Raw genomic sequence first — 23,683 nt, forward strand, 5'->3', positions numbered from 1 at the left:
CAAGGATTTGACCGGCGGCCCGACATCGGCGAAAGTGGGGCTCGTGCAGAGCATCCTTGCCATTCTCGTAGTACTTGGTCGGCGCGCAGGCTGACCAAGCTCTCCGACCTGCGCGCCTCCCCTCGATCGCCTCACGGCGGCGGGGGTTTTTTGTTGCCCGGCGAGCCTCCTCATAGATCTCTCCCCACAAGGAAACGCACATCATGACGACCGAACAGATGACGGGAGCCCAGGCGCTGGTCCGCGCGCTGGAGAACGTCGGCGTCGATACCGTGTTCGGCATTCCGGGCGGCGCGATCCTCCCGGCGTACGATCCGCTCTTCGACTCGGCGAAGCTGCGGCACATCCTCGTCCGGCACGAACAGGGCGCGGGGCACGCCGCCCAGGGCTACGCGATGGTGACCGGCAAGGTGGGCGTCTGCATGGCGACCAGCGGCCCCGGCGCGACCAACCTCGTCACCGCGATCTCCGACGCCTACATGGACTCGGTGCCGATCGTGGCGATCACCGGGCAGGTCGCGTCCTCGCTGATCGGGACCGACGGGTTCCAGGAGGCCGACATCGCGGGCATCACGATGCCCATCACCAAGCACAACTTCCTGATCACCCAGGCCAACGACATCGCGCGGACGATCGCCGAGGCGTTCCACATCGCGGGCACCGGCCGTCCGGGGCCGGTCCTCGTCGACATCGCCAAGGACGCGTTCCAGGCCACCGTCGACTTCGAGTGGCCCGTCCAGCTCCAGCTTCCCGGATACCGGCCCGTGACCCGCCCGCACTCCAAGCAGGTCAGGGAGGCGGCGCGGCTGATCGTCCAGGCCGACCGGCCCGTCCTGTACGTCGGCGGCGGCGTGCTGAAGGCGGGCGCGGCCGCGGAGCTGAAGGTGCTGGCGGAGCTGACCGGGGCGCCCGTCGTCACGACGCTGATGGCGAAGGGGGCGCTGCCCGACAGCCACCCGCTGCACATGGGCATGCCCGGCATGCACGGCGCGGTCGGCGCGGTCGGCGCGTTGCAGCGGTCCGACCTGCTGGTCGCGCTCGGCGCCCGGTTCGACGACCGCGTCACCGGCAAGCTGGACGGGTTCGCGCCCCGCGCCAAGGTCGTGCACGCCGACATCGACCCGGCGGAGATCTCCAAGAACCGGCACGCCGACGTCCCGATCGTCGGGGACGCCCGTGAGGTCATCGCCGACCTGATCGTCGCGGTGCAGAACGAGCACGCGGCGGGACACAAGGGCGACTACACCGACTGGTGGCGGCAGCTCGACGCGTGGCGCGACACGTATCCGCTGGGCTACGACACGCCCGACGACGGTTCGTTGTCGCCGCAGTACGTCATCGAGCGCATCGGGCAGATCGCCGGTCCGGACGCCTACTACGTCGCGGGCGTCGGCCAGCACCAGATGTGGGCCGCGCAGTTCGTCAAGTACGAGCGGCCCGGCGCGTTCCTGAACTCCGGCGGGGCCGGGACGATGGGCTACGCCGTCCCGGCGGCGATGGGCGCCAAGGTCGGCGCGCCCGGCACCACGGTGTGGGCGATCGACGGCGACGGCTGCTTCCAGATGACCAACCAGGAGCTCGCGACCTGCGCGATCGAGGGCATTCCCGTCAAGATCGCCGTGATCAACAACGGCAACCTGGGGATGGTCCGGCAGTGGCAGACGCTGTTCTACAACGCGCGCTACTCCAACACGCAGCTCCAGCCCCAGGCCGGGCACGCGGCCAAGCGGATCCCCGACTTCGTGAAGCTCGCCGAGGCGTACGGTTGTGTCGGCCTGCGCTGCGAGAACGCCGCTGACGTGGACGACGTCATCGCCAAGGCCATGGAGATCAACGACGCGCCCGTCGTGATCGACTTCGTCGTGCACGAGGACGCCATGGTCTGGCCGATGGTCGCGGCCGGCACCACCAACGACGACATCAAGATCGCGCGGGACATGGCGCCCGAGTGGGAGAACGGAGACTGACCCCGATGAGCCTGCACACACTGTCGGTGCTGGTGGAGAACAAGCCCGGCATACTGGCACGGGTCGCGGCGCTGTTCTCCCGGCGCGGCTTCAACATCGAGTCCCTCGCGGTCGGCGTCACCGAGCATCCGGAGATCTCCCGGATGACGATCGTCGTGAACGTCGAGGAACTGCCGCTCGAACAGGTCACCAAGCAGCTCAACAAGCTGATCAACGTCCTGAAGATCGTCGAGCTGGATCATTCGGCGTCCGTGCAGCGCGAGCTCGTGCTGGTCAAGGTGCGCGCCGACGCCGAGACGCGCTCGCAGGTGCTGGAGATCGTCCAGCTGTTCCGCGCGAAGGTCGTGGACGTCGCGCCGGACGCGGTGACCATCGAGGCCACCGGCAACCGCGACAAGCTGGACGCCTTCATCAAGGTCCTGGAGCCGTTCGGCATCAAGGAACTGGTGCAGTCGGGCATGGTGGCCATCGGCCGCGGCGCCCGGTCCATCACCGACCGGTCGCTGCGCGCCATCGAGCGCAGCGCGTAGCCGGTGCGGGGAACGACCCCCGCGGCCCCCCGGGCAAACCCACAGAAACCAACGAAAGGCAACAGCACTGTGGCTGAGATGTTCTACGACGACGCCGCCGACCTGAGCGTGATCCAGGACCGGCACGTGGCGATCATCGGTTACGGCAGCCAGGGGCACGCGCACGCGCTCTCCCTGCGCGACTCCGGCGTCGACATGCGGGTCGGGCTCCGCGAGGGATCGGCGAGCCGGGAGGCCGCCGAGGCCGAGGGGCTGCGCGTCGTCACCCCGGCGGAGGCGGCCGAGGAGGCCGACCTGATCATGCTGCTGGCCCCGGACCACCACCACCGGGAGATCTTCGAGAAGGACATCCGGCCCGCGCTCGTCGAGGGCGACGCGCTGTTCTTCGGTCACGGGTTCAGCATCCGGTACGGGCTCGTCCAGCCGCCGGAGGGCGTGGACGTGGCGATGGTCGCGCCGAAGGGCCCGGGTCACCTCGTCCGCCGCCAGTTCGTCGCCGGACGCGGCGTGCCGGTGATCGTGGCCGTGGAGAAGGACCCGTCCGGCAACGCCTGGCCACTGGCCCTGTCGTACGCCAAGGCCATCGGCGGCCTGCGCGCGGGCGGGATCAGGACCACGTTCACCGAGGAGACCGAGACCGACCTGTTCGGCGAGCAGACGGTGCTGTGCGGCGGCGTCTCCGAGCTGATCAAGACGGGGTTCGAGGTGCTGACCGAGGCGGGCTACCAGCCGGAGGTCGCCTACTTCGAGGTGCTGCACGAGCTGAAGCTGATCATCGACCTGATCTACGAGGGCGGCATCTCCAAGATGTACTGGTCGGTGTCGGACAACGCCGAGTACGGCGGCTACAGCCGCGGCCCGCGCGTGATCACGCCGGAGACCAAGGCCGCGATGAAGAAGATCCTCGGCGAGATCCAGTCCGGGCAGTACGCCAAGGAACTCGTGGACGAGTTCGAGGGCGGTCAGAAGCAGTTCGGCAAGTACCGCGAGGAGCTCGCCGAGCACCCGATCGAGAAGACCGGTGCGGAGCTTCGGCCCATGATGAGCTGGCTCAACGACTGATCCCTTCCGTCCGGGGCGATTCCCGGACTCCGAGGTCACGCGGCGTGTCGTCCCTCTGGGGCGGCACGCCGTTCCTCGTTGGTGCATACGCGGTATTGCCTGGAGCATGCTCGGTATGCATACTTGGTAGGCATGTCGATTCGTCATGGCCTGCTCGCCCTGCTGTCACAGGGGCCGCGCTACGGCTACCAGCTTCGCGCCGAGTTCGAGGCGTCGACGGGCGCCACCTGGCCGCTCAACATCGGGCAGGTGTACTCCACGCTGTCCCGGCTCGAACGCGACGACCTCGTCACCCGCGTCGGCGCCGACGACGAGGGCCGCTTCGTCTACCGGATCACCCCGGCGGGGGAGGCGGACGTCCTTCGCTGGTTCGGCACGCCGATCGCGCGCACCGACCGGCCCCGCGACGAGCTCGCGATCAAGCTGGCGTTGGCCGTCACCACACCGGGCGTGGACGTCGCGGGCGTTGTCCAGGCCCAGCGCGCCGCCACGCTGCGCGCCCTCCAGGACCTCACCCGGCTCAAGGCCGACGCGCCCGCCGCGCCGGACGGTCCCGAGGACCTCGCGTGGCGACTCGTGCTGGAGTCCATGATCTTCCAGGCCGAGGCCGAGGTGCGCTGGCTGGACCACTGCGAGTCGTTCGTCGCGCGGGCCGAACCGGGCTCACCGCCCGTTCCCCCGCCACCCGCCTCCGCGCCCCACCCGGCGCGGGCCGACGGGGAGGCGCGGCGATGAGCCTGCTCGCGCTCCGCGACGTCTCCCGCGACCACGGCGGCGGCACCTACTCGGTTCAGGGCAGACGATTCGGTGATTGTCCGTAACCGATTGTTGACTGTTGGTAGGGTCGCGGGTGTGCGGCTCCGGTACCAGTTCCGTCTCTACCCGACCCCCGATCAGCAGCGGTCGTTGGCGCGGGCGTTCGGGTGTGCGCGGGTGGTGTTCAACGACGCCCTGCGCGCCCGCCGTCAGGCGTACGAGGCTGGGTTGCCGTTCCTGTCGGATGGGGAGTTGTCGAAGCTGGTGATCACGGAGGCGAAGAAGACCAGCGAACGGGCGTGGCTCGCGGAGGTGTCGGCCGTCGTCTCGCAGCAGGCATTGGCGGACCTGACCGCCGCGTACCGCAACTGGTTCGCGTCGCTGTCGGGCGAGCGCAAGGGACGTAAGGTCGCCGCGCCCCGGTTCCGGTCGCGTAAGGATCGGCGGCAGGCGGTCCGGTTCACCCGCAACGCCCGCTTCAGGGTCACGCCGAGCGGGAGACCGCGCCTGCCGAGGATCGGGGACGTGCCGGTGCGGTGGTCACGGGACCTGCCATCCGACCCGTCCTCGGTCACCGTGATCAAGGACGCGGCCGGACGGTACTTCGCGTCCTTCGCCGTGGAGACGGCAGACGAGCCGTTGCCGGAGACGGCTGACGAGGTCGGGATCGACCTGGGGCTCACGCACTTCGCGGTGCTGTCGGACGGCCGGAAGATCACCAGTTCCGGGTTCCTGCGCCGCGCCGAACGCAAGCTCCGCAAAGCCCAGCAGGCGCTGTCCCGCAAGACCGCAGGGTCGAACAACCGGCGCAAGGCCGCCGCGCGGGCGGCCAGGATCCACGCTCGCGTGGCGGACGCGCGGCGGGACCATCACCACCGGGTGTCCACACGGCTGATCCGCGACAACCAAGCGGTCTACGTGGAGGACCTGGCGGTGTCTGGTCTGGCCCGCACAAGACTGGCCAAGTCCGTGCACGACGCGGGGTGGGCCCAGTTCACCGCGATGCTGGAGTACAAAGCGGCCCGGTACGGGCGGGTCTTCGCCAGGGTGGACCGGTGGTTTCCTTCCTCGAAACGGTGTTCGGTGTGCGGGACGGTCACTGGGTCGATGCCGCTGCACGTCCGCGCATGGACGTGCGCGTGTGGGGCGGTCCACGACCGTGATGTGAACGCTGCGCTCAACATTCTCGCCGCCGGACGGGCGGAGAGACAAAACGCCTGCGGAGGGACCTTAAGACCCGCCGCCTAGCGGAGGGCGGGACCCAGCGAAACAGGAAGCCACAGACGCGCCACACTATGTGGCACAGGCTGAATCCCCGGCCTCCAGGCCGGGGAGCACGTCGAGTCTTCCAGGACCTCAACATCCCGCAACCGCGCCCGCACCGCCCCGGCGATCGCGGCGATCACCGCCGCCGTCGCCGGGATCACCGCGCTGGCCCTCGGGGGCGCCAGCGACTTCCGGCAGGACCAGGTCGAGTACCGGCCGCGGCTGCCCATGGGGACGACCCTCATCCGCACGCCGATACAGAACCCGGACGCGATGGGCCGGGCCGTCCGCGCCGACCTGCCCGGCGTGCCCGTCATCACCCTCAAGGTCTTGCCCTTATGCCTGGGGGAGATGCGACGCCGGGGGTGACACCGGGTGTCCCGAGGTGGAGGTCGTCGCCCACGGGATCTTCACCTCGGGCCGGCTGCCGATGACCCGCCGCGCGGTCGGGTAGCGGACGCGGCGCGGCCGGTCCCTCCGCCCGGATCGGCCGCGTCGGCCGCGTCGGCTCAGCCACGCGCCGTTGCCGGTGGTAGCGTCCGGCGCGTGGCTGAGGCGGTTGCGGACGAGGAGCGCGCCGAACGCGTTCCGGCCGGCCGCTGGGAACGGTCCGGACGCCGCCGGACGGCGCTCGCGGCGATGATCACGCTGAGCGCCGCGCTATTCGCGGCGTACTCGTTGATGCGGCTGCGCGCGTTCCGGACGGGAAGTTACGACCTGGTCATCTTCGACCAGGCGGTCCGCTCCTACAGCCGGTTCGAGTTGCCGGTCGCCATGGTCAAGGGCGTCCACAACGGGTTCGGGCCCGGTTTCTCCATCCTCGGCGACCATTTCTCCCCGATTCTCGCTCTGTTGGCGCCGCTGTACTGGATTCACGACGGTCCGGCGACGCTGTTGCTCGCGCAGGCGGTGCTGCTCGCGCTCGCGATCGTGCCGATCTGGCGGTTCACCGAACGCAGGCTCGGCGCGTCCGCCGCGTACTGCGCCGCCGGTGCCTACGCCCTATCGTGGCCGGTCGCCGAGGCCCTGGCGTTCGACTTCCACGAGGCCGCGTTCGTGCCACTGCTGTCGGCACTCACGGTGGAGCGCTACGACGCGGGACGGCGCGGCCAGGCGGCCGTGGCGGCCTTCCTCCTTCTGCTGGTCAAGGAGGACATGGGGCTGCTGCTCGCGGGCTTCGGCCTGTACCTGCTCACCCGTGGCGGGCACGGATGGCCGCGCAGGCCGCGGGAACTGCTCCCGAGGGGCGACCGGCGGGCCGGGCTCGCCTACATCGTGGTCGGCCTCGTCGCGACCTGGGTGTGCTCCCGCATGGTGATCGCGGCGTTCGGCGGCGACAAGGACTACTACTGGGCCTACGGGTCGCTCGGCCCCGACCTGCCGCACGCGGCGGTGCACGCGCTGACCCATCCGTGGGACGCCGTGGCCGTCCTCGGCACCCCGCCGCAGAAGGTCCTGACGATGGCGCTCGTCGTCCTGCCGCTGCTGCTCCTGCCGTTGGCGTCGCCGCTGACCCTGACCGCGCTGCCTCTGCTGACCGAACGGATGCTGAACAGCCGTTTCAGCAACTGGTGGGAGCCGCACTACCACTACAACGCGTTCATCATCGCCGTCCTGATCCTCGGGGCCGTGGACGGGGCGACCCGGCTGCGCGGCAAGGTCTCCGCCCTGAAACGCAGACCGTCGGCCCTGCCCGTCGCCGCGGTCCTGGTCGCGATGGTCGTCTGTGTGCCGTTCTTCGCGTACCGGCACCTGGCCGACCCCGCGCTGTGGGCGCCGAACGAACGGGCCCGCGCGGCGTCCGCCGCCGCCGCCACGATCCCGGACGGTGCCCTCGTCGAGGCCGCCAACGGCGTCGGCCCGGCGCTGACGGCACGCGCCCGCGTCCTGCTGTGGGACGAGCGGGCGCGCGGCGCGCCCTGGGTCGTCGCCTATGTCGGACGGCTGGAGTTCCCGTTCCCGAGCGTCGCCGTCCAGCGGCGGCGGGTCGAGGAACTGGCCGCCGGGGGATACCGCGAGGTCTTCCGGCGGGACGGCTATGTCGTGCTGCACCGCACGTCCCGGGACCGGCCCCGACCATAATCATCGATCTTTGGACGCATTGTCCAAGTGACCGATCATCGCAACAGAGGTCAGAATGCCGGTGAAGGCAGCTTGTGGCGAAATTCCTCTGTCTTTTTGGCGCTCTTTGCCTGATACTTGAAGAAAGCCGTGACGGCCGTGGCCGGCGCGGGAACCCCGCGCGATCACACCGTGCGACCGCCGCCGGAGCGGCAACAGGGGCGGAGAGCATGAGTGGTGTGATGCAGTTCAAAGACGACGGAGGGTCACCGGCCGGAACCGAAGTGGAATTCATCCCCGGCACGACAATCCCCCGGCCGCGCAATTCCGTGATCCGCATGGCGGGCCACGGAATGAATGACGGCGTGGAGTCGTGACGTGCCGGCGGAGGAGGACCGGGAGGTCCGGCGCTGGGACACGTGCGGGCAGGCGTGGATCGGCGTCCTGCGACACGTGTGGACCGCCGGTGAGGCGGGCCTGGAAGACGGCGACGCCATCATCGAGGGCCCGCCGTTGCTGTTCGAGGTCGCGTCGCTGAGCTGGGAGGACCCGATCCTCCACGAGCACGGCGACCACGCGCGGATCGTGCGGCGCGCCCAGGAGCGCACCCGCCGCACGGTCCGCGGACGCTACTGGCCGAGGCTGCACGATCTGGAGGGCAACGACCAGATCCGCTGGGTCGTCGACCTGCTCCGGGCCAGACCGTGGACGACCAGCGCCTGGATCCCGCTGACGATCCCCGGCGAGCCCGCGGAGGGGCTGCCCGCCCTGACGGCGCTGTCCTTCCGCATCCGCGGCTACCGGTTGATCATGACGGCGATGTTCAGGTCGCAGAACGTCCACCGCGCCTACCTGACCTACATCCCGCTCCGCGAGGTGCAGGTGCAGGTCGCCGACGAGCTGGGCCTGCCGCCCGGTCCGCTGCGCGTGTTCGTGGACGTCCCGCACGTCCACCTCGCCGACGCGGAACGGGTCGCGTGCGTCCTGACCGCGGTGCCGGAGCCCAACGCGGCCTGACCGGACGGGACCGGGCACGCCTGATCGCCGCGCGGCCTGAGGGGCACGCGGCGATCGGGCGCGCCCGGAACCGGGTGGCCCGTGCCATCGGGCGCGCCATCGGACGAAGGTGAGTTATGAGCCGGTGTCTCCCCGCCGCGAACCGCGCGGGGGCACGGGAGATAGAATCGCGGCCGGGGGCGAGGGCACGACGAGGTGACCCGCGACTTCACCCGCACACCGAACCGACACCCACTTTCCGAAGGACTGTTTCCTCTTGAGTAAGCCCGTCGTCCTCGTCGCAGAAGAACTCTCCCCGGCCGGCATCGCCGTGCTGGAGGCCGACTACGAGGTCCGCCACGTCGACGGCGCCGACCGCGAGCGGCTCCTGCCCGCCGTCGCCGACGTCGACGCGCTGATCGTCCGTAGCGCCACCAAGGTCACCGCCGAGGTGTTCCAGCACGCCGCCAGGCTGCGGGTCGTCGCCCGCGCGGGCGTCGGCCTCGACAACGTGGACGTGGAGGCCGCCACCAAGGCCGGCGTCATGGTCGTCAACGCGCCCACGTCCAACATCGTCACCGCCGCCGAGCACGCCATCGCGCTGTTGCTCGCCACCGCCAGGAACGTTCCCCAGGGCCACTCCGCCCTCAAGCAGGGCGAGTGGAAGCGGTCCAAGTACACCGGCGTCGAACTCCAGGGCAAGACCGTCGGCGTCCTCGGCCTCGGCCGCATCGGCGTGCTCGTCGCGCAGCGCCTCGCCGCCTTCGACATGAACGTGATCGCGTTCGACCCGTACGTGCAGGCCGCCCGCGCCGCCCAGCTCGGCGTGAAGCTCGTCACCCTGGACGAGCTGCTCCGCGAGTCCGACTTCATCACCGTCCACCTGCCGAAGACGCCCGAGACCCTCGGCCTCGTCGGCGACCGCGAGCTCCGCCTGGTCAAGCCCAGCGTCCGGATCGTGAACGCCGCCCGCGGCGGGATCGTCGACGAGGAGGCGCTCGACCTCGCGCTCAAGGACGGCCGGGTCGCCGGGGCGGGCATCGACGTGTTCACCTCCGAGCCGATGACCGAGAGCCCGCTGTTCCACCACGACAGCGTCGTCGTGACCCCGCACCTCGGCGCCAGCACCCACGAGGCGCAGGAGAAGGCGGGCACGCAGGTCGCCCGCTCGGTGAAGCTGGCCCTGTCCGGCGAGTTCGTCCCGGACGCGGTCAACGTGCAGGGCGGCGCCGTCGCCGAGGACGTCAAGCCCGGCCTCCCGCTCGCCGAGAAGCTCGGCCGCATCTTCACCGCCCTCGCGGGCGGCGTCCCCGTCCGACTCGACGTCGTCGTCCGCGGCGAGATCGCCGAGCACGACGTCAAGGTCCTGGAGCTGGCCGCGCTCAAGGGCGTCTTCCTGGACGTCACCGAGGACGCGGTGACCTTCGTCAACGCGCCCCTGCTGGCCCGCGACCGCGGCGTCGAGGTCACCCTCACCACCAGCGAGGACAGCCCCGACTGGCGCAACGTCGTCCAGGTCCGCGGCACCATGTCCGACGGTTCCGTGGTGTCGGTCTCCGGCACCCTCACCGGCCCCAAGCACGCCGAGCGGATCATCGAGATCAACGGCTACGACATGGAGCTGGTCCCGACCGAGCACATGGCGTTCTTCTCCTACGTCGACCGTCCCGGCATCGTCGGCGCGGTCGGCAAGCTCCTCGGCGACGAGCAGGTCAACATCGCGGGCATGCAGGTCGGCCGGGCCGCCAAGGGCGGCAAGGCCCTCATCGCCCTCACCGTCGACTCGGTCATCCCGACCCAGCTGGTCGACGCCATCTCCGCCGAGGTCGGCGCCGACATGGGCCGCCGCGTAGACCTGGAGAACTGAATTTGTTCAATCCCGGCCCATCGTGCTCGTCTGGCGGCTGTGTTTCCGCAATCACGGTCAGAAGCGCTCGCCTGGCGGCTCGCACTCCTGACCGTGATTGTGCGAGCGCTGCATCGCTTCGCGATCTGGCCGTGGGAGGCTCGCCTTCGGCGTCGCCTCCCACGGCCAGGTAACGCGCTCGCGTGACGGTTCAGGCCGTCGTCCGTCTCAGATCGTGAGATTTTCTGCCACGGGTCGGACTCTTTTGTCGCGCCGGGGGTAATCTCGCAGGTAGTCATGCGGCGCTTCGTAGTAATCCTTCGCTGCCGCAGCGGGGCCTGACACTTCGGCAGGCCGGCCCCCGCTGCGGAGGTTCTGCCTGGCCGTGAGTCCGATCTCCCGCCGACCCGTGCGAACCACGGCACTCCGGCGGCCCCCGCGGTCATCAGCACAGCGACTTGGAGCAAACCCATGAACGAAACCTGGACCAACACTCCTGCCGACGACGCCGAAGAAGAAGCGGCCCGCGCCCTGCAAACCGCGCTGGACCGCCGCGCCGACTAGTACCCGCGACCAGCCGGACCCCGCAGCGGCGGTCGCTGTGCGTTCCACAGACAGCTCCTCGCGATCCTGAACCCGTCCTCGGGCAGGATCGCGAGGAGCTGTCTTGGTTCGCGGGTGGGAAACTGGGCGCATGGCGGTCGATGTTGGTCACCGTGAGGTGGCCGAGGTGTTGGGGGAGGCCGCCCGGCTCGGGCCCTACTTCGAGATCGTCACCGGGGTTCAGGCGGACGGTGCCGGGTGGAGCGCGTTTCCCGGCGAGGTCGGGAAACTTGACGCGCTGAGCGGTGATTACGCCGAGCGGCTCGGCACCGGGGAGGCCCGGGTGGCGAGTTCGCTGCTGTTTCAGGGGCTCGCGGCGCGGTTGTGGTCGCCGGTCGTCGCCTCGGCGGCTCTGGGGGTCGTGCCTGATCTGGGGGAGTTGAGGTGGCGCGGGCTGCCCGGCGAGCCGATCGTGCTGGGAGTCGTCGAGCCTCGCGGGTGGCGGGTGAACGACGCGGTCGGTGCCGCCGAGCGGGTCTACTCCGTGGTCGTGGACGGCCAACTTCGCCGGTTGCGGGAGTTGACGGCGGGCCTCGCGGAGGGGCTCGCGTGGGGGAACGCCGCGTCCGCTCTGGTCGGGAGCCTCAATGTGGGGCCCGATGATCTTGCGCGGCGCGCCATCGTCCGGGAGTTGCTCGGGCGGGAACCCCTGGAGGCGACGGGCGTGTGGGGGACGCACGGATACGTCCGGCGTAGCTGCTGTCTGTACTACCGTGTCCCAGGTGGGGGCATGTGCGGCGACTGCTGCTTGCGTCCCGAAATGTGAGATCGAAGCCCAGGCACTGAGACGTTTGCAGTAGAGTGCGCGCATGGTTTCCCGCAGTGTTCGTCTGGCCGTGATCCCGGGGGACGGGATCGGTCCAGAGGTGGTCGCCGAAGGGCTGAAGGTCCTCGACGCGGTGTCCCCGTCCAGCGGTCTCACGTTCGAGCGGACGTCCTATGACCTGGGCGCCGCCCGCTGGCACCGGACCGGCGAGACGCTGCCCGACGCCGTCCTGGACGAGCTGCGCCAGCAGGAGGTCATCCTGCTGGGCGCCGTCGGCGACCCGACCGTGCCGAGCGGGACGCTGGAGCGCGGGCTGCTGCTGCGGGCCAGGTTCGAGCTCGACCACTACGTCAACCTGCGTCCGGTGAAGCTGTTCCCTGGCGTGTCGACTCCGCTGGCCGGGGTGACCACCGACGACATCGACATGGTCGTGATCCGGGAGGGCACCGAGGGGCCGTACACCGGCGTCGGCGGCGTCGTCCGCAAGGGCACCCAGCACGAGGTCGCCACGCAGGAGAGCGTCAACACCGCCTACGGTGTCGAGCGGGTCATCCGGTACGCCTTCGAGGTCGCCGCGGGGCGGCCCCGCAAGCACCTCACGCTCGTCCACAAGGACAACGTCCTCACCTTCGCGGGCGACCTGTACCAGCGCACGCTGAAGCAGGTCGGCGAGGAGTACCCGCAGGTCACGACCGCCTACTGCCATGTCGACGCGGCCACGATGTTCTTCGTGTCGCAGCCGCAGCGGTTCGACACGATCGTCACCGACAACCTGTTCGGCGACATCATCACCGACCTCGGCGCCGCCGTCGCCGGGGGGATCGGGCTCGCCGCGTCCGGGAACGTCAACCCCGACCGCACCGCGCCGTCGATGTTCGAGCCGGTGCACGGCAGCGCGCCCGACATCGCCGGGCAGGGCAAGGCCGACCCGACCGCCACGATCCTGTCGGTCGCCATGCTGCTCGACCACATCGGCGCGGCCGACGCCGCCCGCCGGGTCGAGCGCGCCGTCTCCGACGACCTGGCCGAGCGGGCCGCGGTCGGCGAGCGGTCCACGACGCAGATCGGTGACGCGATCGCCAAGCGAGTATCCGGCTGAGGGCGCGCCTCTCTGCCGGACCAGAGGATCTCCGGGCGCGCCACGCGGCGCGCCCGGTTTTTCGTGTGCGCCGCGCCCGGAGGAGTGGGACTAGACGAAGTAGGACAATAGGGACTATGGAAGCCGTAGCGGCGATGGGGCCGTTCCGGCGATCCGCGAGAGGACGACACCGCGATGAGCAGCACACTTGACTTCGAGATCACGCGCACCGAGCGACCCGCGACGGCGGACGACCGCGCGCGCGTCATGGCCGATCCCGGCTTCGGCCGGCACTTCACCGACCACATGATCACGATCCGCTACTCGCCGGACCGGGGCTGGCACGACGCGCGCCTCGAACCCTACGGGCCGCTTCCGATGGACCCGGCCAGCCAGGTGTTCCACTACGCGCAGGAGCTCTTCGAGGGCCTCAAGGCCTACAAGCAGCCGGACGGATCCGTCGTCACGTTCAGGCCGTTCATGAACGCGGCGCGGATGAACCGGTCCGCCCGCCGGATGGCGATGCCGGAGATCCCCGAGCAGCTGTTCGTCGACGCGATCGAGCTGCTCGTCCGCACCGACCGGGAGTGGGTGCCCGAGACCGAGGGGCACAGCCTCTACGTCCGGCCCTTCATGATCGCCACCACCCGCGCCCTCGGCGTCAACAGCCCGGCCAGCGAGTTCCTCTTCGCCGTCATCGCGTCCCCGTCCGGCCTGTACTACCCGCGCGGCATCAAGCCGGTGTCCGTGTGGCTCTCGCAGGACTTCACCCGCGCCGCGCCCGGCGGCACCGGCGAGGCCAAGACCGGCGGCAACTACGCCGCCTCGTTCGCCGGTCAGGCGCAGGCCGTCGCGGAGGGCTGCGACCAGGTCGTCTGGCTGGACGCCGTGGAGCACCGCTGGGTCGAGGAGGTGGGTTCGATGAACCTCATGTTCGTCTACGGCTCCGGCTCCCAGGCCCGGCTCCTGACGCCCGCGCTCACCGGGACGCTGCTCGCGGGCGTCACCCGCAACTCCATGCTGAAGCTGGCGACCGACCTCGGCATCCCCGCCGAGGAGGGCAAGATCAGCGTCGAGGAGTGGCAGTCCGGCTGCGAGTCCGGCGAGATCACCGAGGTGTTCGGCTGCGGCACGGCCGCGATCATCAGCCCGGTCGGCCGGGTCAAGGGCGCGGACCGGGAGTGGACGATCGGCGACGGCGAGCCCGGCGAGATCTCGATGCGGCTGCGCCAGGAGCTCATCGGCATCCAGTACGGCACCCGTCCCGACCCGTACGGCTGGGTCCACAAGATCGCCTGATCACGGTCGTCGAGGCCCCGGTACCGCACCGGGGCCACGCCGTCCACCTGGGATGTCTCAGCATCCGAGACCGGTGTCCCAAGCGCGCGGGGTTGTGTGGCAGACTGTGTGCATCATGCGCATCAGCCTCGTGATTATCGGCTGGCGCGCCGGCAGCAGCTAACGGGACAAGCGCCGGCGCGCAGACCTCTCACGTCCGTGAGGGGTCTTTTTTGTGTCCTGGCGCAGTCCCCTTGGGGGTACCACGCAATGCAAGGCGACGCTTTCCACGTCTACGACACCACCCTGCGCGACGGCTCGCAGCAGGAGGGGCTCAACCTCTCCGTGGCCGACAAGCTCGCCATCGCGCGGCACCTGGACGACCTTGGCGTGGGCTTCATCGAGGGCGGCTGGCCCGGAGCCAACCCCAAGGACACCGAATTCTTCAGGCGGGCTCGAACAGAGCTCGGCCTGACGCACGCGCAGCTCACCGCGTTCGGCGCGACCCGCCGGGCCGGTGTGCGGGCCGCCGACGACCCCCAGGTTGCCGCGCTGCGCGACTCCGGCGCGTCCGTCGTGACCCTTGTCGCCAAGAGTCACGACAGGCATGTCGAGCTGGCCCTCCGCACCACCCTGGAGGAGAACCTCGCGATGATCCGCGACACGGTCTCCCACCTGCGTGCGGAGGGCCAACGAGTCTTCCTTGACGCCGAGCACTTCTTCGACGGCTACAAGGCGAACCGCGCCTACGCGCTGGAGGCCGTGCGGACCGCCGCCGAGGCGGGCGCCGACGTCGTCGCGCTGTGCGACACCAACGGCGGCATGCTGCCGGACGAGCTGGCCGACGTCGTCCACGAGGTCGTGGGGCTCGGCGTCCGCGTCGGCATCCACTGCCATGACGACTCCGGCTGCGCGGTCGCCAACTCCCTCGCCGCCGTGAAGGCCGGGGCCACCCACGTCCAGGGCTGCGCGAACGGGTACGGCGAGCGCAGCGGCAACGCCAACCTGTTCACCGTCGTCGGGAACCTCCAGCTCAAGCGCGGCATGTCGCTGGTCTCCGACAACCAGCTCGCCGAGATGACCCGGATCGCGCACGCCGTGTCCGAGGTCACCAACGTCGCGCCCAGCTCCCAGCAGCCCTACGTCGGCGTGTCGGCGTTCGCGCACAAGGCGGGGCTGCACGCCTCCGCCGTCAAGATCGACCCCGACCTGTACCAGCACATCGACCCGGCCGCCGTCGGCAACGACATGCGGATGCTCGTCTCCAGCATGGCCGGACGCGCGTCGGTGGAGCTGAAGGGCCGCGAGCTCGGCTACGACCTGTCCGGCGAGAAGGCCAAGGCGGTCGTGGGCAAGGTCAAGGAGCTGGAGTCCACCGGCTACACCTTCGAGGCCGCGGACGCCTCGTTCGAGCTGCTGCTGCGCGAGGAGCTGACCGGCGTCCGGCAGCGGCACTTCGAGGTCGAGTCCTGGCGGTCGATCGTGGAGCGCCGTCCGGACGGCTCCATGGTCAGCGAGGCGACCGTCAAGCTGCACGCCAAGGGCGAGCGGATCATCGCGACGGGGGAGGGCAACGGCCCCGTCAACGCGCTCGACAACGCGCTGCGCATCGCGCTCGGCCGCCTCTACCCGGAGCTGGCGCGGCTGGAGCTGATCGACTACAAGGTCCGCATCCTGGAGGGCTCGCACGGCACCGACGCCCGCACCCGGGTGCTGATCGAGTCCAGCGACGGCGAACGCGAGTGGGGCACGGTCGGCGTGGAGGACAACGTCATCGCGGCGTCGTGGCAGGCGTTGGAGGAGGCCGTGACCTACAGCCTGCTTCGCGCGGGCTACGAGGCGGGCTGACGGGGGCCCGACGGGAATCAGTCCGACGCGGCGGGCATTATCGGAGGCATGAGCACCGAGATCACCGACAACTCCGCGCGGAACCGCTACGAGATCAGCCTGGACGGCGACGTCGCCGGGTTCGTGGAGTACGAGCGGGGCGACAGCGCGCTCGTCCTCGCCCACACCGAGGTCGGTTCCGACTACGAGGGCAAGGGCGTCGGCAGTTCGCTGGCCCGTGGCGTCTTGGACGACGTCCGGGCCAAGGGCCTGTCGGTCGTGCCGCTCTGCCCGTTCATCAGGAAGTGGATCGAGAAGCACCCCGACTACCAGGACATGGTCGCGAAGTGAGGGGCTCAGACGGCGCGTAGCCGTGAGTCGCCGCCTTCGAGGGTGAGCCATGCCGACTGCGACGTCTCCTTCAGCCGCACGCGGACCCGCGCGTACCGGCCGGGGTCGACGAACCCGGGGGCGGACGTGATGACGGTGTCGAAGACGAAGTCGGAGGTGACGAACCCCAGGTCGGCGCCGGACTCGGCGACCCGCTTCTTCACCGCGGGCGCGTCCACCATGCGCCGCGTCTTGATGATCGAGATGCCGGACACGCCGTTGGGCCCGCGCTGCACGGGGCCCACGTTGAGCGCGACGCGCAGCTGCATCCGGCAGGGGTCGGCGGCGCGGCGGTTGTAGCGGCGCAGGCCGGCGGCCAGGTGCGCGAGCATCGGGTCGATGACCGCCTCGGTCGGCGTGGTGGGCGGGACGACGATCAGCGCCCCGTCGCCGCGGTCCTCCCGGTAGAGGTCGGCGAGCCGCAGGGAGGACGCGGCGAACGACTCGTCCAGCAACCCGTACATGGCGTCGAGGACGTGCTTGCGGTCGGCGTCGGTGCGCGACGGCGAGCTGAACCCGGTGATGTCGGTGATCAGGATCGTGCAGTTGCCGCCCGACCAGTCGGGCAGCGCTACCGGCCCCGGCCAGTCGCTCGTGGGGGCACGACCCCCCGCGCCGCCCAGGACGGCCGGTTCGACCTGACGCTGATACACCTGCTGCTCCAGAACGCCGCGGACGCGCGGGTGCCCGTCCAGGAACGTCGCGAAGTCGCGGGGGCCGATCCGCAGGGCCCGCACGTCGCCCTCGGCGGTCACGTTCGCGGACCTGTTCTTGACCATCAGCGCGGCGCGCTCGCCGATCAGCTCGCCCGCGCCGCGAAAGGCGAGGGTGCGCTGCTCGGCGCCCTCGTCGACCCACACCCGCGTCCAGCCGGACAGGATCACGATGACCTCGGTGGCGGGGCCGCCCTCGCAGCACAGCGAGTCGTCCTTGCGGTAGACGTGGCTGCGCGCCAGGGCGCTGAGGGTGCCCTGCTCGTCCGGCATCAGCGAGCCCCAGAACGTGGTCTCGTCGTAGGCGCCGAACGTCGGGATCTCGACCAGTTCGTCGCCGGGGACGGCGACCGCCAGCGGCGGGGCGGGCCCGGACGGCGGCGGCCCGGGCGTCTCGTGCAGCGTCCCGGCCCTCATGTACTGGACGAAGGCGTTCGTCACGCTCACCACGGGAAACGTGAGGAATGTCAGCGAGCCGGTGATCATCGCGCCCGCCGAGCCGTCCATCGCGTACCCCAGCACGACGGCCAGGACGGTCACCGGCGTGGTGACCTTCGCGCTCAGCAGGCTGGTGCCGCCGTGGGGAGCCGCTTGCCCCCGCGGCCGCTTACGGAAACGGTCAGTGCTCACGAAGTAGTCCTTCCCCCGGGAGGGTGCGCCGCGTGTACGCGCGCCCCCTCGGCGTCCTGTCCCCACTTCTCCCCACGGTCACAATACCAGGGAACCATAGGAAGGACATGCAATGAGCATACGAATGCTGTATAAAATGAGGTGAGTGTTGGCTATCCAGCTGGCAACAATGAAGCGGAGTCGAGATGGTACAGGTTTCCGGGGTTCCGGTGGGGGGAACCTCTAACGTGCACCCTGCGCGAGGGGCATGGGTTCGCTGGCGGAAGGCTGCATCCTCGCTGACCGGTGGGCGCCCGGGCACCCCGTGCCGGACGGTCGCCGGTCCGGCCCCCGCCCCGGCCTCCGTCCCGGATAGGAGAACGCGCTCATGACGAACTCTCGAGCAGTTTCCGACACCTCGGGTGGGAGCTTGGACGCCGGTGAGAGGGCACACCGCACCGAGGCGGTCCCGCAGCCCGAACGGGTGACGGTCAACCTGACCGGCAAGGCCGTCCAGGCGCTGCAACGCCTCCAGGAGATGACCGGCTACAACAAGACGGACTGCATCAACCGGGCGCTGATCATCGCCGGGGAGGTCGAGGGGATGTCCCGAGATCCGGGTGCCGTCTACTGGCGCGAGAGCCCCGACAGCGACCTGATGCTCGTCCGCTTCGTCTGACCTGGCGTTGTTCGATCCGGCCTGGCTGGTCGGGCGCGGTCTGGCCGGTCGGGCGCAGCCCGGGTGGTCACCGGGCCGCGGGCGCCGACGGTTGGGGCGCGGCGATGAGCCGGGTCCGCCGGAGCGCGATGCCCGGTTCCCCGGCGTCGCGCGCCTCGACGATCCGGGGGCGGCGGGAGGGCGCGGACACGTCCAGCCGCTTCTCGAACAGCGCGCCCGACGGGGTCGCGTCGCTGGTGGTGCGGACCGCGACGTCCGTGAACCCCTGGCGGCGGTAGTAGGCGTGCAGCTCGCCGTTGTCGGTCCAGACGTCGATCCTGATCAGTTCCGCGTCGCGCTGCCGGGACGCCCCCGCGCGTCCCGCCCATTCGATCAGCTCGGCGCCGAGGCCCTGGCCCGCGTAGGCGCGGTGGATGACGAGCCGGTGCAGGTAGACGGCCTCCGTCCGGCGTTCCTCCGGCGTCCAGAGCTCCTCATGGCCGATGAGCCTGATGCTGACGGTCCCGATCGGGCGCCGACCGTGGAACAGCAGCCACGTCTCGTCGTTCAGCAGGGCCTCGTGGACGCGCTTCCTGCGGTCGTCCGTGCTGGGCCACGGCCGTTCCCACTGCGTCGTCCTCTTGGTGCGCAGCCAGTCGGCCGCGTGGTCGATCAGCCCGAGGACGACGTCGATCTCGTCCGGCCGGGCCAGGCGGATGCGGTAGCTGGTGTGGCGGGCCCGGCCGCGTTGACGGGCCCCGGTGTCAGTGTCCACGTTCTCCTGAACTCCGTGAAGGACCGAGCCCCGCTTCCCGGCCGTTCCTGGGAGTCCTGACTCTCGACCGGTCGGGAAGGGGGCGGGTGGGACGAGTGGGAGACGGTCGCCATGGTCGGGCGGCGGCTGTCTATCCGCTTTCGGCGTCGTCGGACGATGGGGATTCGCTTGGCGAGCCCTTCGCGGTCGCGTCGGCGTCCTTGCCTGTGACCGCGTTGCCTGTGACCGCGTTGCCTGTGACCGCGTTGCCCGCGTCTGCGTTGCCTGCGTCCGCGTCGGCTCCGCCGGGCGGCCCCGTGCCGGGTGCGCTGAGGACGTCGAGGGGGACCTGACCGTCGTTGTAGTGCAGCCGCGTCCGGTCGGCGGCCCAGACCGCCACGGTCAGGCGGAACGCCGTCCCGTCGGGGGAGTAGGCCGTCCGGACGGTCTCGAACACCGCGTCGGCCGCCGACTCGCCGAGGCCGAAGAACCGGCGTTCCTGCTCGTTCGGCACCCGGGCCTTGATCTCGTCGTGGAAGCCGACCTCCTCGTAGCCGAGCGTCTCGCGGAGGTAGGCGACCGCGCCTTCCGGGATGTCGCGCGGGTAGAGGAGACGGGACGCGCCGCCGGTGGCGAACTCCAGCGGATAGAAGGAGGTCTGGAGGGCCCACGGCTGCTCGTCCAGATACAGCTCCTGGTGGCGGAGGATGAACTCCGAGCCGGGGTTCGTCTGGAGGTAGCGGGCGATGACCTTGGTGCCCTCCTGGACCTCCACCCTGACCGGGGACACCCGCACCTTCCGGTGTCCGGGGACGTGGGCGTCGCGGTTGTACCACTCACCCGTCCCGAGGCCCGGCGCGAGGTCGATCTCCGCGGCGGACAGCGTCACATGGACGATGTCGGGCCGGTGGACGACGAACGTCCCCTTGCCCTGTTCCGAGACCACGTATCCCTGCTGTTGCAGGTAGGAGAGCGCGTCGCGCACCGTGTTGCGGGACGCGCCGTAGCGGGTCTCCAGGTCCTTCTCGGGCGGCAGGCGTCGTCGCCCGGACGAGGTCCCGCGAGGGCTGAGATCACCCGATTCGATGCGTCGCAGCAGGTCATCGGCGATGTCGCGCCAGCGGACCGGCGTGGATCGAGCCATCGGATCCGCTCCTTCCCGGTGTCCACTCGGCCGTGCTCCGTCGCCCGACGAGGGACTTGGACGTCACCGGCCTCATGACCTGAACAAGTCGTTCCCATGCAATGTGTTTGCAACCTCTAAAAATGGTAACACCTTGAGTGAGAGACTTGTTGGTACAACTCAACCAGCAGAGAACGTCGACAACAGTAGCAGTGAGATGTGCTGGATGTAAGGGATACCGCCGACCAGTCGGAGGAGGGATCACCATGACCGCCGCGATCGCCCTGTGGGTCCTTGGTCCCCTGGCGCTGTTCCTGGTCCTGTCGATCTATGTCGTCTTCTTCATGGGCCTTCGCACGAAGGGCCTGAAGTTCCGCACCCGGATGACCAGTCCGACACCGGCGCTCGGCCGCCGGGCGTTGCTGGTCAACGTGGTGGTCCCGGCCGGTGAGCCGCCCGCGGGCGGCCCCGGCGCATGATCTCCGGTCGCCGCGGGGCGGGCCGCAGACCAAAGGAGAGTTCGAAGTGGAGAACAGCTGGACAGACGCGGTGCCGAGCGCGTCGTACCCGGTGTCCGGGTACGGGCGGGGCACCGTGTGCGAGGAGCCGAGCGAGCGGGCCTACCCGTTCGTGCTGCTCACCCCGGTCCACGCCACCCATCCGATGGCGCGGGCCTGGACGGAGGTCGACTGGTCCCTCGTGGTCGCCGGGATCGCGGTCCTGGTGTTCACGGCCGAACTGGGGCGCCGCGCGGGCGCGACCGCCCGGCTGACGGCGTTCTGCTCGGCGGCGAGCCTCGCCGTGGTGGTCGTCGTGCCCCGGCTCGTCTGCGCGGTGCCGCGACCCCGGTTCCGCGCGCCGTCCACCGCGGCGGCGCGGTGAGAGTGACCGCGCTGTGCACGATGGCGTGACGAGTGACGGCGGCACCCGCGGCGCAACGGCGCGCGGCGGGCGTCGCGACGCGTCAGGACCCGGGTGGTCCGGGGCCCGGTAACGGACGAGTCAAGGGGGAGAGAAGGGAGGAGACAGGGGCGAAGGGGTCTGTTTGGGCTGCCTTCCGAAAAATTTCCTTGCCGACAAACGGGACATAACGGATCTTTTCCCTCATACTTCTAAATACAGGAGTCTGAACGGAAGAGAGGTAGACCTAGTGATCGGCCACATTCGACCTCTGCCCCACCCCGACCCGTTCGTCGAAGCCACTCGCGGCTACATCACCCGCGTCGGCGACGCGCTTCAGGCGGGCGGGGTTCCGCTCTCCGAGGTATGGCTCGATCCATGCAATCCCCGTGACGCGACGTTCGTTCTCGGTCTCCAGGCCCTGGTGTGGAACGAGTCCGAGGGCTTCGTCCTCGGCGAGTTCGTCTCCGGCGAGCCGGGCGTTCGTACCGTCCTGCGCGACCCCGTCCGGTTGGGCGACGGCGTGCTGCCGGACCCGCGGACCGTCCCCGCCCTGATGACGGCCGGAGCCGAGGGCTCCCTGACGCGTCCGCGTCCTTTCACCGCCGGTCACGACGGCTTCGAGGACGCGCTCGGCCGCTATTCGGCGAGCTGAACGGCTCGTTCGGCGCAACGACAGTCTTTCCGTCCGCATCGGTGCGGTTACGCAGAAACTTCGCCGAAGATGGCGAAACCGGTGGCGGATTTCGGGTGGAACGTCCACCATTGGACCGACACGGCGTGTGGGGCGTTCCACTCGCCGTTCTTCTGTTGACCGACGCGCCGGAGTGATCCCATGACTGTCCGACCCTTGAGCCCCGAGGACCTTGGGTGTCCCACGGACGGGGCGTGGGCGGACGTGGCGTTCGGCCTCGGAGAGACCTGCGAGCGCGAGGGCGACCTCGAACAGGCCGCGGACTGGTTCCGCGTGGTCGCCGAGTCCGGTCGCGCCGACGCCGCTCTGCGCCTCGGCGCCGTGCTGGGCCGGTTGGCCGACGAGGGCTCCGCCGCCGACTCGGCCGAGGACCTGCTGGCCGAGGCGACCCGCTGGCTCAGCGGCGCGCAGGACGCCACCACCCCGGACGCCATCGAGCTGATCACCGACCTGCTCAACCGGCAGTTGCGGCAGGCGGCGCGGCGCGGTCTCGAACCCGCCGTCACCGGCTGACCCCTTGAACTGACCACCGCCGGACTCCTCCCGGTTCGTCATGAACCGATCCGCCCCGTTCGTCGTCGGACTCCATGAGATCGACGACAGCGGAGGGTGGACGAGTTGAGCGGCGAGGAGCCCGGGTACACGCCCCCGGACCACAGGACGACCGCCGAGTTCCACGTCCCGGGCCGCCCCGCGGATCCGGAGGCCGCGACGGGGGCCGACTCGACCGTCGTCGACGACGACGATCTCATCGACCCGGGGGCGACACTCCAGGACGTCGAGCCGGAAGCGACCCCGGACGTCACGCTCCAAGACCCGCCGGGAACCCCGGAAGACGCGGTCACCCCAGAGGGCCGTTCCTCGGTGACCATCGCCGACATGCCCGTCCAACCGAAGGAACCCCCGGCGCAGGAACCACCCCAGGAAGACCCCGCCGAAGAGACCGAGGCCGAACAGCCGGTCATGCCCGAGCAAGCGGCCATGCCCGAGCAGGCGGTCACACCCGAGGAGGCGCCCTGGACGGCGCAGTTCGGCGCCGAGGCCGTCCCGCCGACGGACCCCGACGCCGGAACGCCCGTGTACCCGCCGCAGACCCCTCCTCCGTCCGAGGCCACGGTGCCGCCTCCCATCGCCTCGCCGTCAGTGGGAATGCTGACGTCGGAGCCGTCCGGGACGCGGCGTCCACTGCTGTTCGTCGCGGTGATCGGCGCGGTGGTGGTTCTCGCGGCCGCCGTGGTCGCGGTGCTGCTGCTCTCGGGCGACTCGGACGAGAAAGGGACGGCCCAGCCGCCGCCGTCAACGGCGTCCACCCCGGCCACCCAAGCTCCGATAGCGCCCGGAGAGCCGTCGCCGAGTGGGGCGCCCGCCGTGACCCCGACCCCGTCGGGCGGGGCGGTGGGGCGGCCGTCCGAGGCCCCGGCCGTGCCGACCGCGCCGATCGGGCCGGTGCGGAAGGGCGACGGCATCACCTACCAACTCGTCGAGCAGAGCGAGGGATACTTCGAGGGCCAGTTGGTGATCACCAACCGCACCGACCGGCCGATGCGGACATGGCGGCTCACCTTCCAGGTCCCCGGCGCGAACGTCCGGAACATCTGGGGCGCTCGGCTGGTCAGCGGCGGCGCGAACCCCGAGATCGTGAACCTGGAGGGCGCGCCCGCGATCCCGCCCGGCGAGACGTGGGACGTCCGGTTCGGGGCGGCTGGCGCGACGTCCACCCCGAAGGGCTGCGAGCTGAACGGCGAGCCCTGCGGCTTCTGACCGGACGCCGTGACGCCCGCGAGGCCGCGAGGCCCGGGGCGCCCA

At 70.4% G+C, this 23,683-nt stretch carries 24 protein-coding genes; 20 read left to right on the forward strand and 4 right to left on the reverse strand.

The features are described from left to right. Positions 1–200 precede the first annotated feature (200 nt). The 5 genes from ABD808_RS09430 (at position 201) to ABD808_RS09450 (ending at position 5,563) form a co-directional block, all read left to right on the forward strand. The gene (locus ABD808_RS09430) at positions 201–1,967 is read left to right on the forward strand and encodes an acetolactate synthase large subunit (RefSeq protein WP_344895334.1); all 1,767 of its coding nucleotides are present in this window, start codon (positions 201–203) and stop codon (positions 1,965–1,967) included. Positions 1,968–1,972: 5 nt separating this feature from the next. Next, the gene (ilvN, locus tag ABD808_RS09435) at positions 1,973–2,497 is read left to right on the forward strand and encodes an acetolactate synthase small subunit (RefSeq protein ID WP_344893090.1); all 525 of its coding nucleotides are present in this window, start codon (positions 1,973–1,975) and stop codon (positions 2,495–2,497) included. A 78-nt stretch (positions 2,498–2,575) separates the two neighbouring features. Continuing rightward, positions 2,576–3,559: a ketol-acid reductoisomerase gene (ilvC, locus tag ABD808_RS09440; protein ID WP_344893093.1), complete on the forward strand. Its 984-nt coding sequence runs from the start codon at positions 2,576–2,578 to the stop codon at positions 3,557–3,559. A gap of 132 nt (positions 3,560–3,691) precedes the next feature. Next, a complete protein-coding gene (locus tag ABD808_RS09445; RefSeq protein ID WP_344893096.1) occupies positions 3,692–4,294 on the forward strand; it encodes a PadR family transcriptional regulator in 603 nt (200 codons plus the stop codon). 117 nt (positions 4,295–4,411) lie between these two features. Beyond that, on the forward strand, positions 4,412–5,563 hold the full coding sequence (locus tag ABD808_RS09450; RefSeq protein ID WP_344893098.1) for an RNA-guided endonuclease InsQ/TnpB family protein: 1,152 nt from the start codon (positions 4,412–4,414) through the stop codon (positions 5,561–5,563). Here the strand turns inward: ABD808_RS09450 and ABD808_RS09455 are convergent. Continuing rightward, entirely contained in the window at positions 5,560–5,898 is a 339-nt protein-coding gene (locus ABD808_RS09455) for a hypothetical protein (protein WP_344893101.1), read from the reverse strand. The genes ABD808_RS09450 and ABD808_RS09455 overlap by 4 nt on opposite strands. A 229-nt stretch (positions 5,899–6,127) precedes the next feature. On the opposite strand from ABD808_RS09455, the gene ABD808_RS09460 reads away from it, so the two are divergent. From ABD808_RS09460 to ABD808_RS09500, 9 genes are all read left to right on the forward strand, one after another. Continuing rightward, positions 6,128–7,663 (forward strand): DUF2079 domain-containing protein, encoded by a 1,536-nt coding sequence (locus ABD808_RS09460; protein WP_344893104.1) that lies wholly within the window; start codon positions 6,128–6,130, stop codon positions 7,661–7,663. A 218-nt stretch (positions 7,664–7,881) separates the two neighbouring features. Beyond that, entirely contained in the window at positions 7,882–8,019 is a 138-nt protein-coding gene (locus tag ABD808_RS09465; RefSeq protein ID WP_344893107.1) for a hypothetical protein, read from the forward strand. A gap of 1 nt (position 8,020) precedes the next feature. Next, on the forward strand, positions 8,021–8,659 hold the full coding sequence (locus ABD808_RS09470; protein WP_344893110.1) for a thymidylate synthase family protein: 639 nt from the start codon (positions 8,021–8,023) through the stop codon (positions 8,657–8,659). Positions 8,660–8,915: 256 nt separating this feature from the next. Further along, positions 8,916–10,505: a phosphoglycerate dehydrogenase gene (gene serA, locus ABD808_RS09475; protein WP_344893113.1), complete on the forward strand. Its 1,590-nt coding sequence runs from the start codon at positions 8,916–8,918 to the stop codon at positions 10,503–10,505. 673 nt (positions 10,506–11,178) lie between these two features. Then, the gene (locus tag ABD808_RS09480) at positions 11,179–11,853 is read left to right on the forward strand and encodes a (2Fe-2S)-binding protein (RefSeq protein ID WP_344893116.1); all 675 of its coding nucleotides are present in this window, start codon (positions 11,179–11,181) and stop codon (positions 11,851–11,853) included. Positions 11,854–11,896: 43 nt separating this feature from the next. After that, positions 11,897–12,952: a 3-isopropylmalate dehydrogenase gene (locus ABD808_RS09485; RefSeq protein ID WP_344893119.1), complete on the forward strand. Its 1,056-nt coding sequence runs from the start codon at positions 11,897–11,899 to the stop codon at positions 12,950–12,952. Positions 12,953–13,126: 174 nt separating this feature from the next. Then, positions 13,127–14,230, forward strand: coding sequence for a branched-chain amino acid aminotransferase (locus ABD808_RS09490; protein ID WP_344893122.1), 1,104 nt, complete (start codon positions 13,127–13,129; stop codon positions 14,228–14,230). 249 nt (positions 14,231–14,479) lie between these two features. Continuing rightward, on the forward strand, positions 14,480–16,057 hold the full coding sequence (cimA, locus tag ABD808_RS09495) for a citramalate synthase (RefSeq protein WP_344893125.1): 1,578 nt from the start codon (positions 14,480–14,482) through the stop codon (positions 16,055–16,057). Positions 16,058–16,105: 48 nt separating this feature from the next. Then, a complete protein-coding gene (locus ABD808_RS09500; RefSeq protein WP_344893128.1) occupies positions 16,106–16,387 on the forward strand; it encodes a GNAT family N-acetyltransferase in 282 nt (93 codons plus the stop codon). Positions 16,388–16,392: 5 nt separating this feature from the next. Here ABD808_RS09500 and ABD808_RS09505 read toward each other — a convergent pair whose 3' ends face one another. Continuing rightward, a complete protein-coding gene (locus tag ABD808_RS09505; RefSeq protein ID WP_344893131.1) occupies positions 16,393–17,769 on the reverse strand; it encodes a cyclic nucleotide-binding domain-containing protein in 1,377 nt (458 codons plus the stop codon). A gap of 367 nt (positions 17,770–18,136) precedes the next feature. Here ABD808_RS09505 and ABD808_RS09510 point away from each other — a divergent pair, with 367 nt between their 5' ends. After that, positions 18,137–18,427 (forward strand): hypothetical protein, encoded by a 291-nt coding sequence (locus tag ABD808_RS09510; RefSeq protein WP_344893134.1) that lies wholly within the window; start codon positions 18,137–18,139, stop codon positions 18,425–18,427. Between the two features lie 67 nt (positions 18,428–18,494). On the opposite strand, the gene ABD808_RS09515 is transcribed toward ABD808_RS09510, so the two are convergent. Both ABD808_RS09515 and ABD808_RS09520 read right to left on the reverse strand, forming a co-directional pair. Further along, a complete protein-coding gene (locus tag ABD808_RS09515; RefSeq protein ID WP_344893137.1) occupies positions 18,495–19,181 on the reverse strand; it encodes a GNAT family N-acetyltransferase in 687 nt (228 codons plus the stop codon). A 130-nt stretch (positions 19,182–19,311) separates the two neighbouring features. Beyond that, a complete protein-coding gene (locus tag ABD808_RS09520; RefSeq protein ID WP_344893140.1) occupies positions 19,312–20,304 on the reverse strand; it encodes a GntR family transcriptional regulator in 993 nt (330 codons plus the stop codon). Between the two features lie 245 nt (positions 20,305–20,549). Here ABD808_RS09520 and ABD808_RS09525 point away from each other — a divergent pair, with 245 nt between their 5' ends. The 5 genes from ABD808_RS09525 (at position 20,550) to ABD808_RS09545 (ending at position 23,638) form a co-directional block, all read left to right on the forward strand. Then, a complete protein-coding gene (locus ABD808_RS09525; RefSeq protein WP_344893143.1) occupies positions 20,550–20,762 on the forward strand; it encodes a hypothetical protein in 213 nt (70 codons plus the stop codon). 46 nt (positions 20,763–20,808) lie between these two features. Then, positions 20,809–21,165, forward strand: a complete 357-nt coding sequence (locus tag ABD808_RS09530) for a hypothetical protein (RefSeq protein ID WP_344893146.1) — start codon at positions 20,809–20,811, stop codon at positions 21,163–21,165. Between the two features lie 268 nt (positions 21,166–21,433). Then, positions 21,434–21,838 carry a DUF6292 family protein gene (locus ABD808_RS09535; protein WP_344893148.1) on the forward strand — a complete coding sequence of 135 codons (405 nt, stop codon included), beginning with the start codon at positions 21,434–21,436 and terminating at the stop codon, positions 21,836–21,838. A 180-nt stretch (positions 21,839–22,018) separates the two neighbouring features. Continuing rightward, entirely contained in the window at positions 22,019–22,390 is a 372-nt protein-coding gene (locus ABD808_RS09540; RefSeq protein ID WP_344893151.1) for a tetratricopeptide repeat protein, read from the forward strand. A 96-nt stretch (positions 22,391–22,486) separates the two neighbouring features. Beyond that, a complete protein-coding gene (locus tag ABD808_RS09545; RefSeq protein WP_344893154.1) occupies positions 22,487–23,638 on the forward strand; it encodes a cellulose binding domain-containing protein in 1,152 nt (383 codons plus the stop codon). The last annotated feature ends 45 nt before the right edge of the window (positions 23,639–23,683 follow it).

Origin of the sequence: Actinomadura meridiana, assembly GCF_039537545.1 — a bacterium.
GTDB classification, from domain to species: Bacteria; Actinomycetota; Actinomycetes; order Streptosporangiales; family Streptosporangiaceae; genus Spirillospora; species Spirillospora meridiana.

Excerpts from the sequence above, each read along its gene's own strand:
- ilvN (WP_344893090.1), top strand. The coding sequence starts at position 1,973 with ATGAGCCTGCACACACTGTCGGTGCTGGTGGAGAACAAGCCCGGCATA.
- ilvC (WP_344893093.1), top strand. The coding sequence starts at position 2,576 with ATGTTCTACGACGACGCCGCCGACCTGAGCGTGATCCAGGACCGGCAC.
- ABD808_RS09445 (WP_344893096.1), top strand. The coding sequence starts at position 3,692 with ATGTCGATTCGTCATGGCCTGCTCGCCCTGCTGTCACAGGGGCCGCGC.
- ABD808_RS09455 (WP_344893101.1), bottom strand. The coding sequence starts at position 5,898 with ATGACGGGCACGCCGGGCAGGTCGGCGCGGACGGCCCGGCCCATCGCG.
- ABD808_RS09480 (WP_344893116.1), top strand. The coding sequence starts at position 11,179 with ATGGCGGTCGATGTTGGTCACCGTGAGGTGGCCGAGGTGTTGGGGGAG.
- ABD808_RS09485 (WP_344893119.1), top strand. The coding sequence starts at position 11,897 with ATGGTTTCCCGCAGTGTTCGTCTGGCCGTGATCCCGGGGGACGGGATC.
- ABD808_RS09490 (WP_344893122.1), top strand. The coding sequence starts at position 13,127 with ATGAGCAGCACACTTGACTTCGAGATCACGCGCACCGAGCGACCCGCG.
- cimA (WP_344893125.1), top strand. The coding sequence starts at position 14,480 with ATGCAAGGCGACGCTTTCCACGTCTACGACACCACCCTGCGCGACGGC.
- ABD808_RS09500 (WP_344893128.1), top strand. The coding sequence starts at position 16,106 with ATGAGCACCGAGATCACCGACAACTCCGCGCGGAACCGCTACGAGATC.
- ABD808_RS09510 (WP_344893134.1), top strand. The coding sequence starts at position 18,137 with ATGACGAACTCTCGAGCAGTTTCCGACACCTCGGGTGGGAGCTTGGAC.
- ABD808_RS09520 (WP_344893140.1), bottom strand. The coding sequence starts at position 20,304 with ATGGCTCGATCCACGCCGGTCCGCTGGCGCGACATCGCCGATGACCTG.
- ABD808_RS09525 (WP_344893143.1), top strand. The coding sequence starts at position 20,550 with ATGACCGCCGCGATCGCCCTGTGGGTCCTTGGTCCCCTGGCGCTGTTC.
- ABD808_RS09540 (WP_344893151.1), top strand. The coding sequence starts at position 22,019 with ATGACTGTCCGACCCTTGAGCCCCGAGGACCTTGGGTGTCCCACGGAC.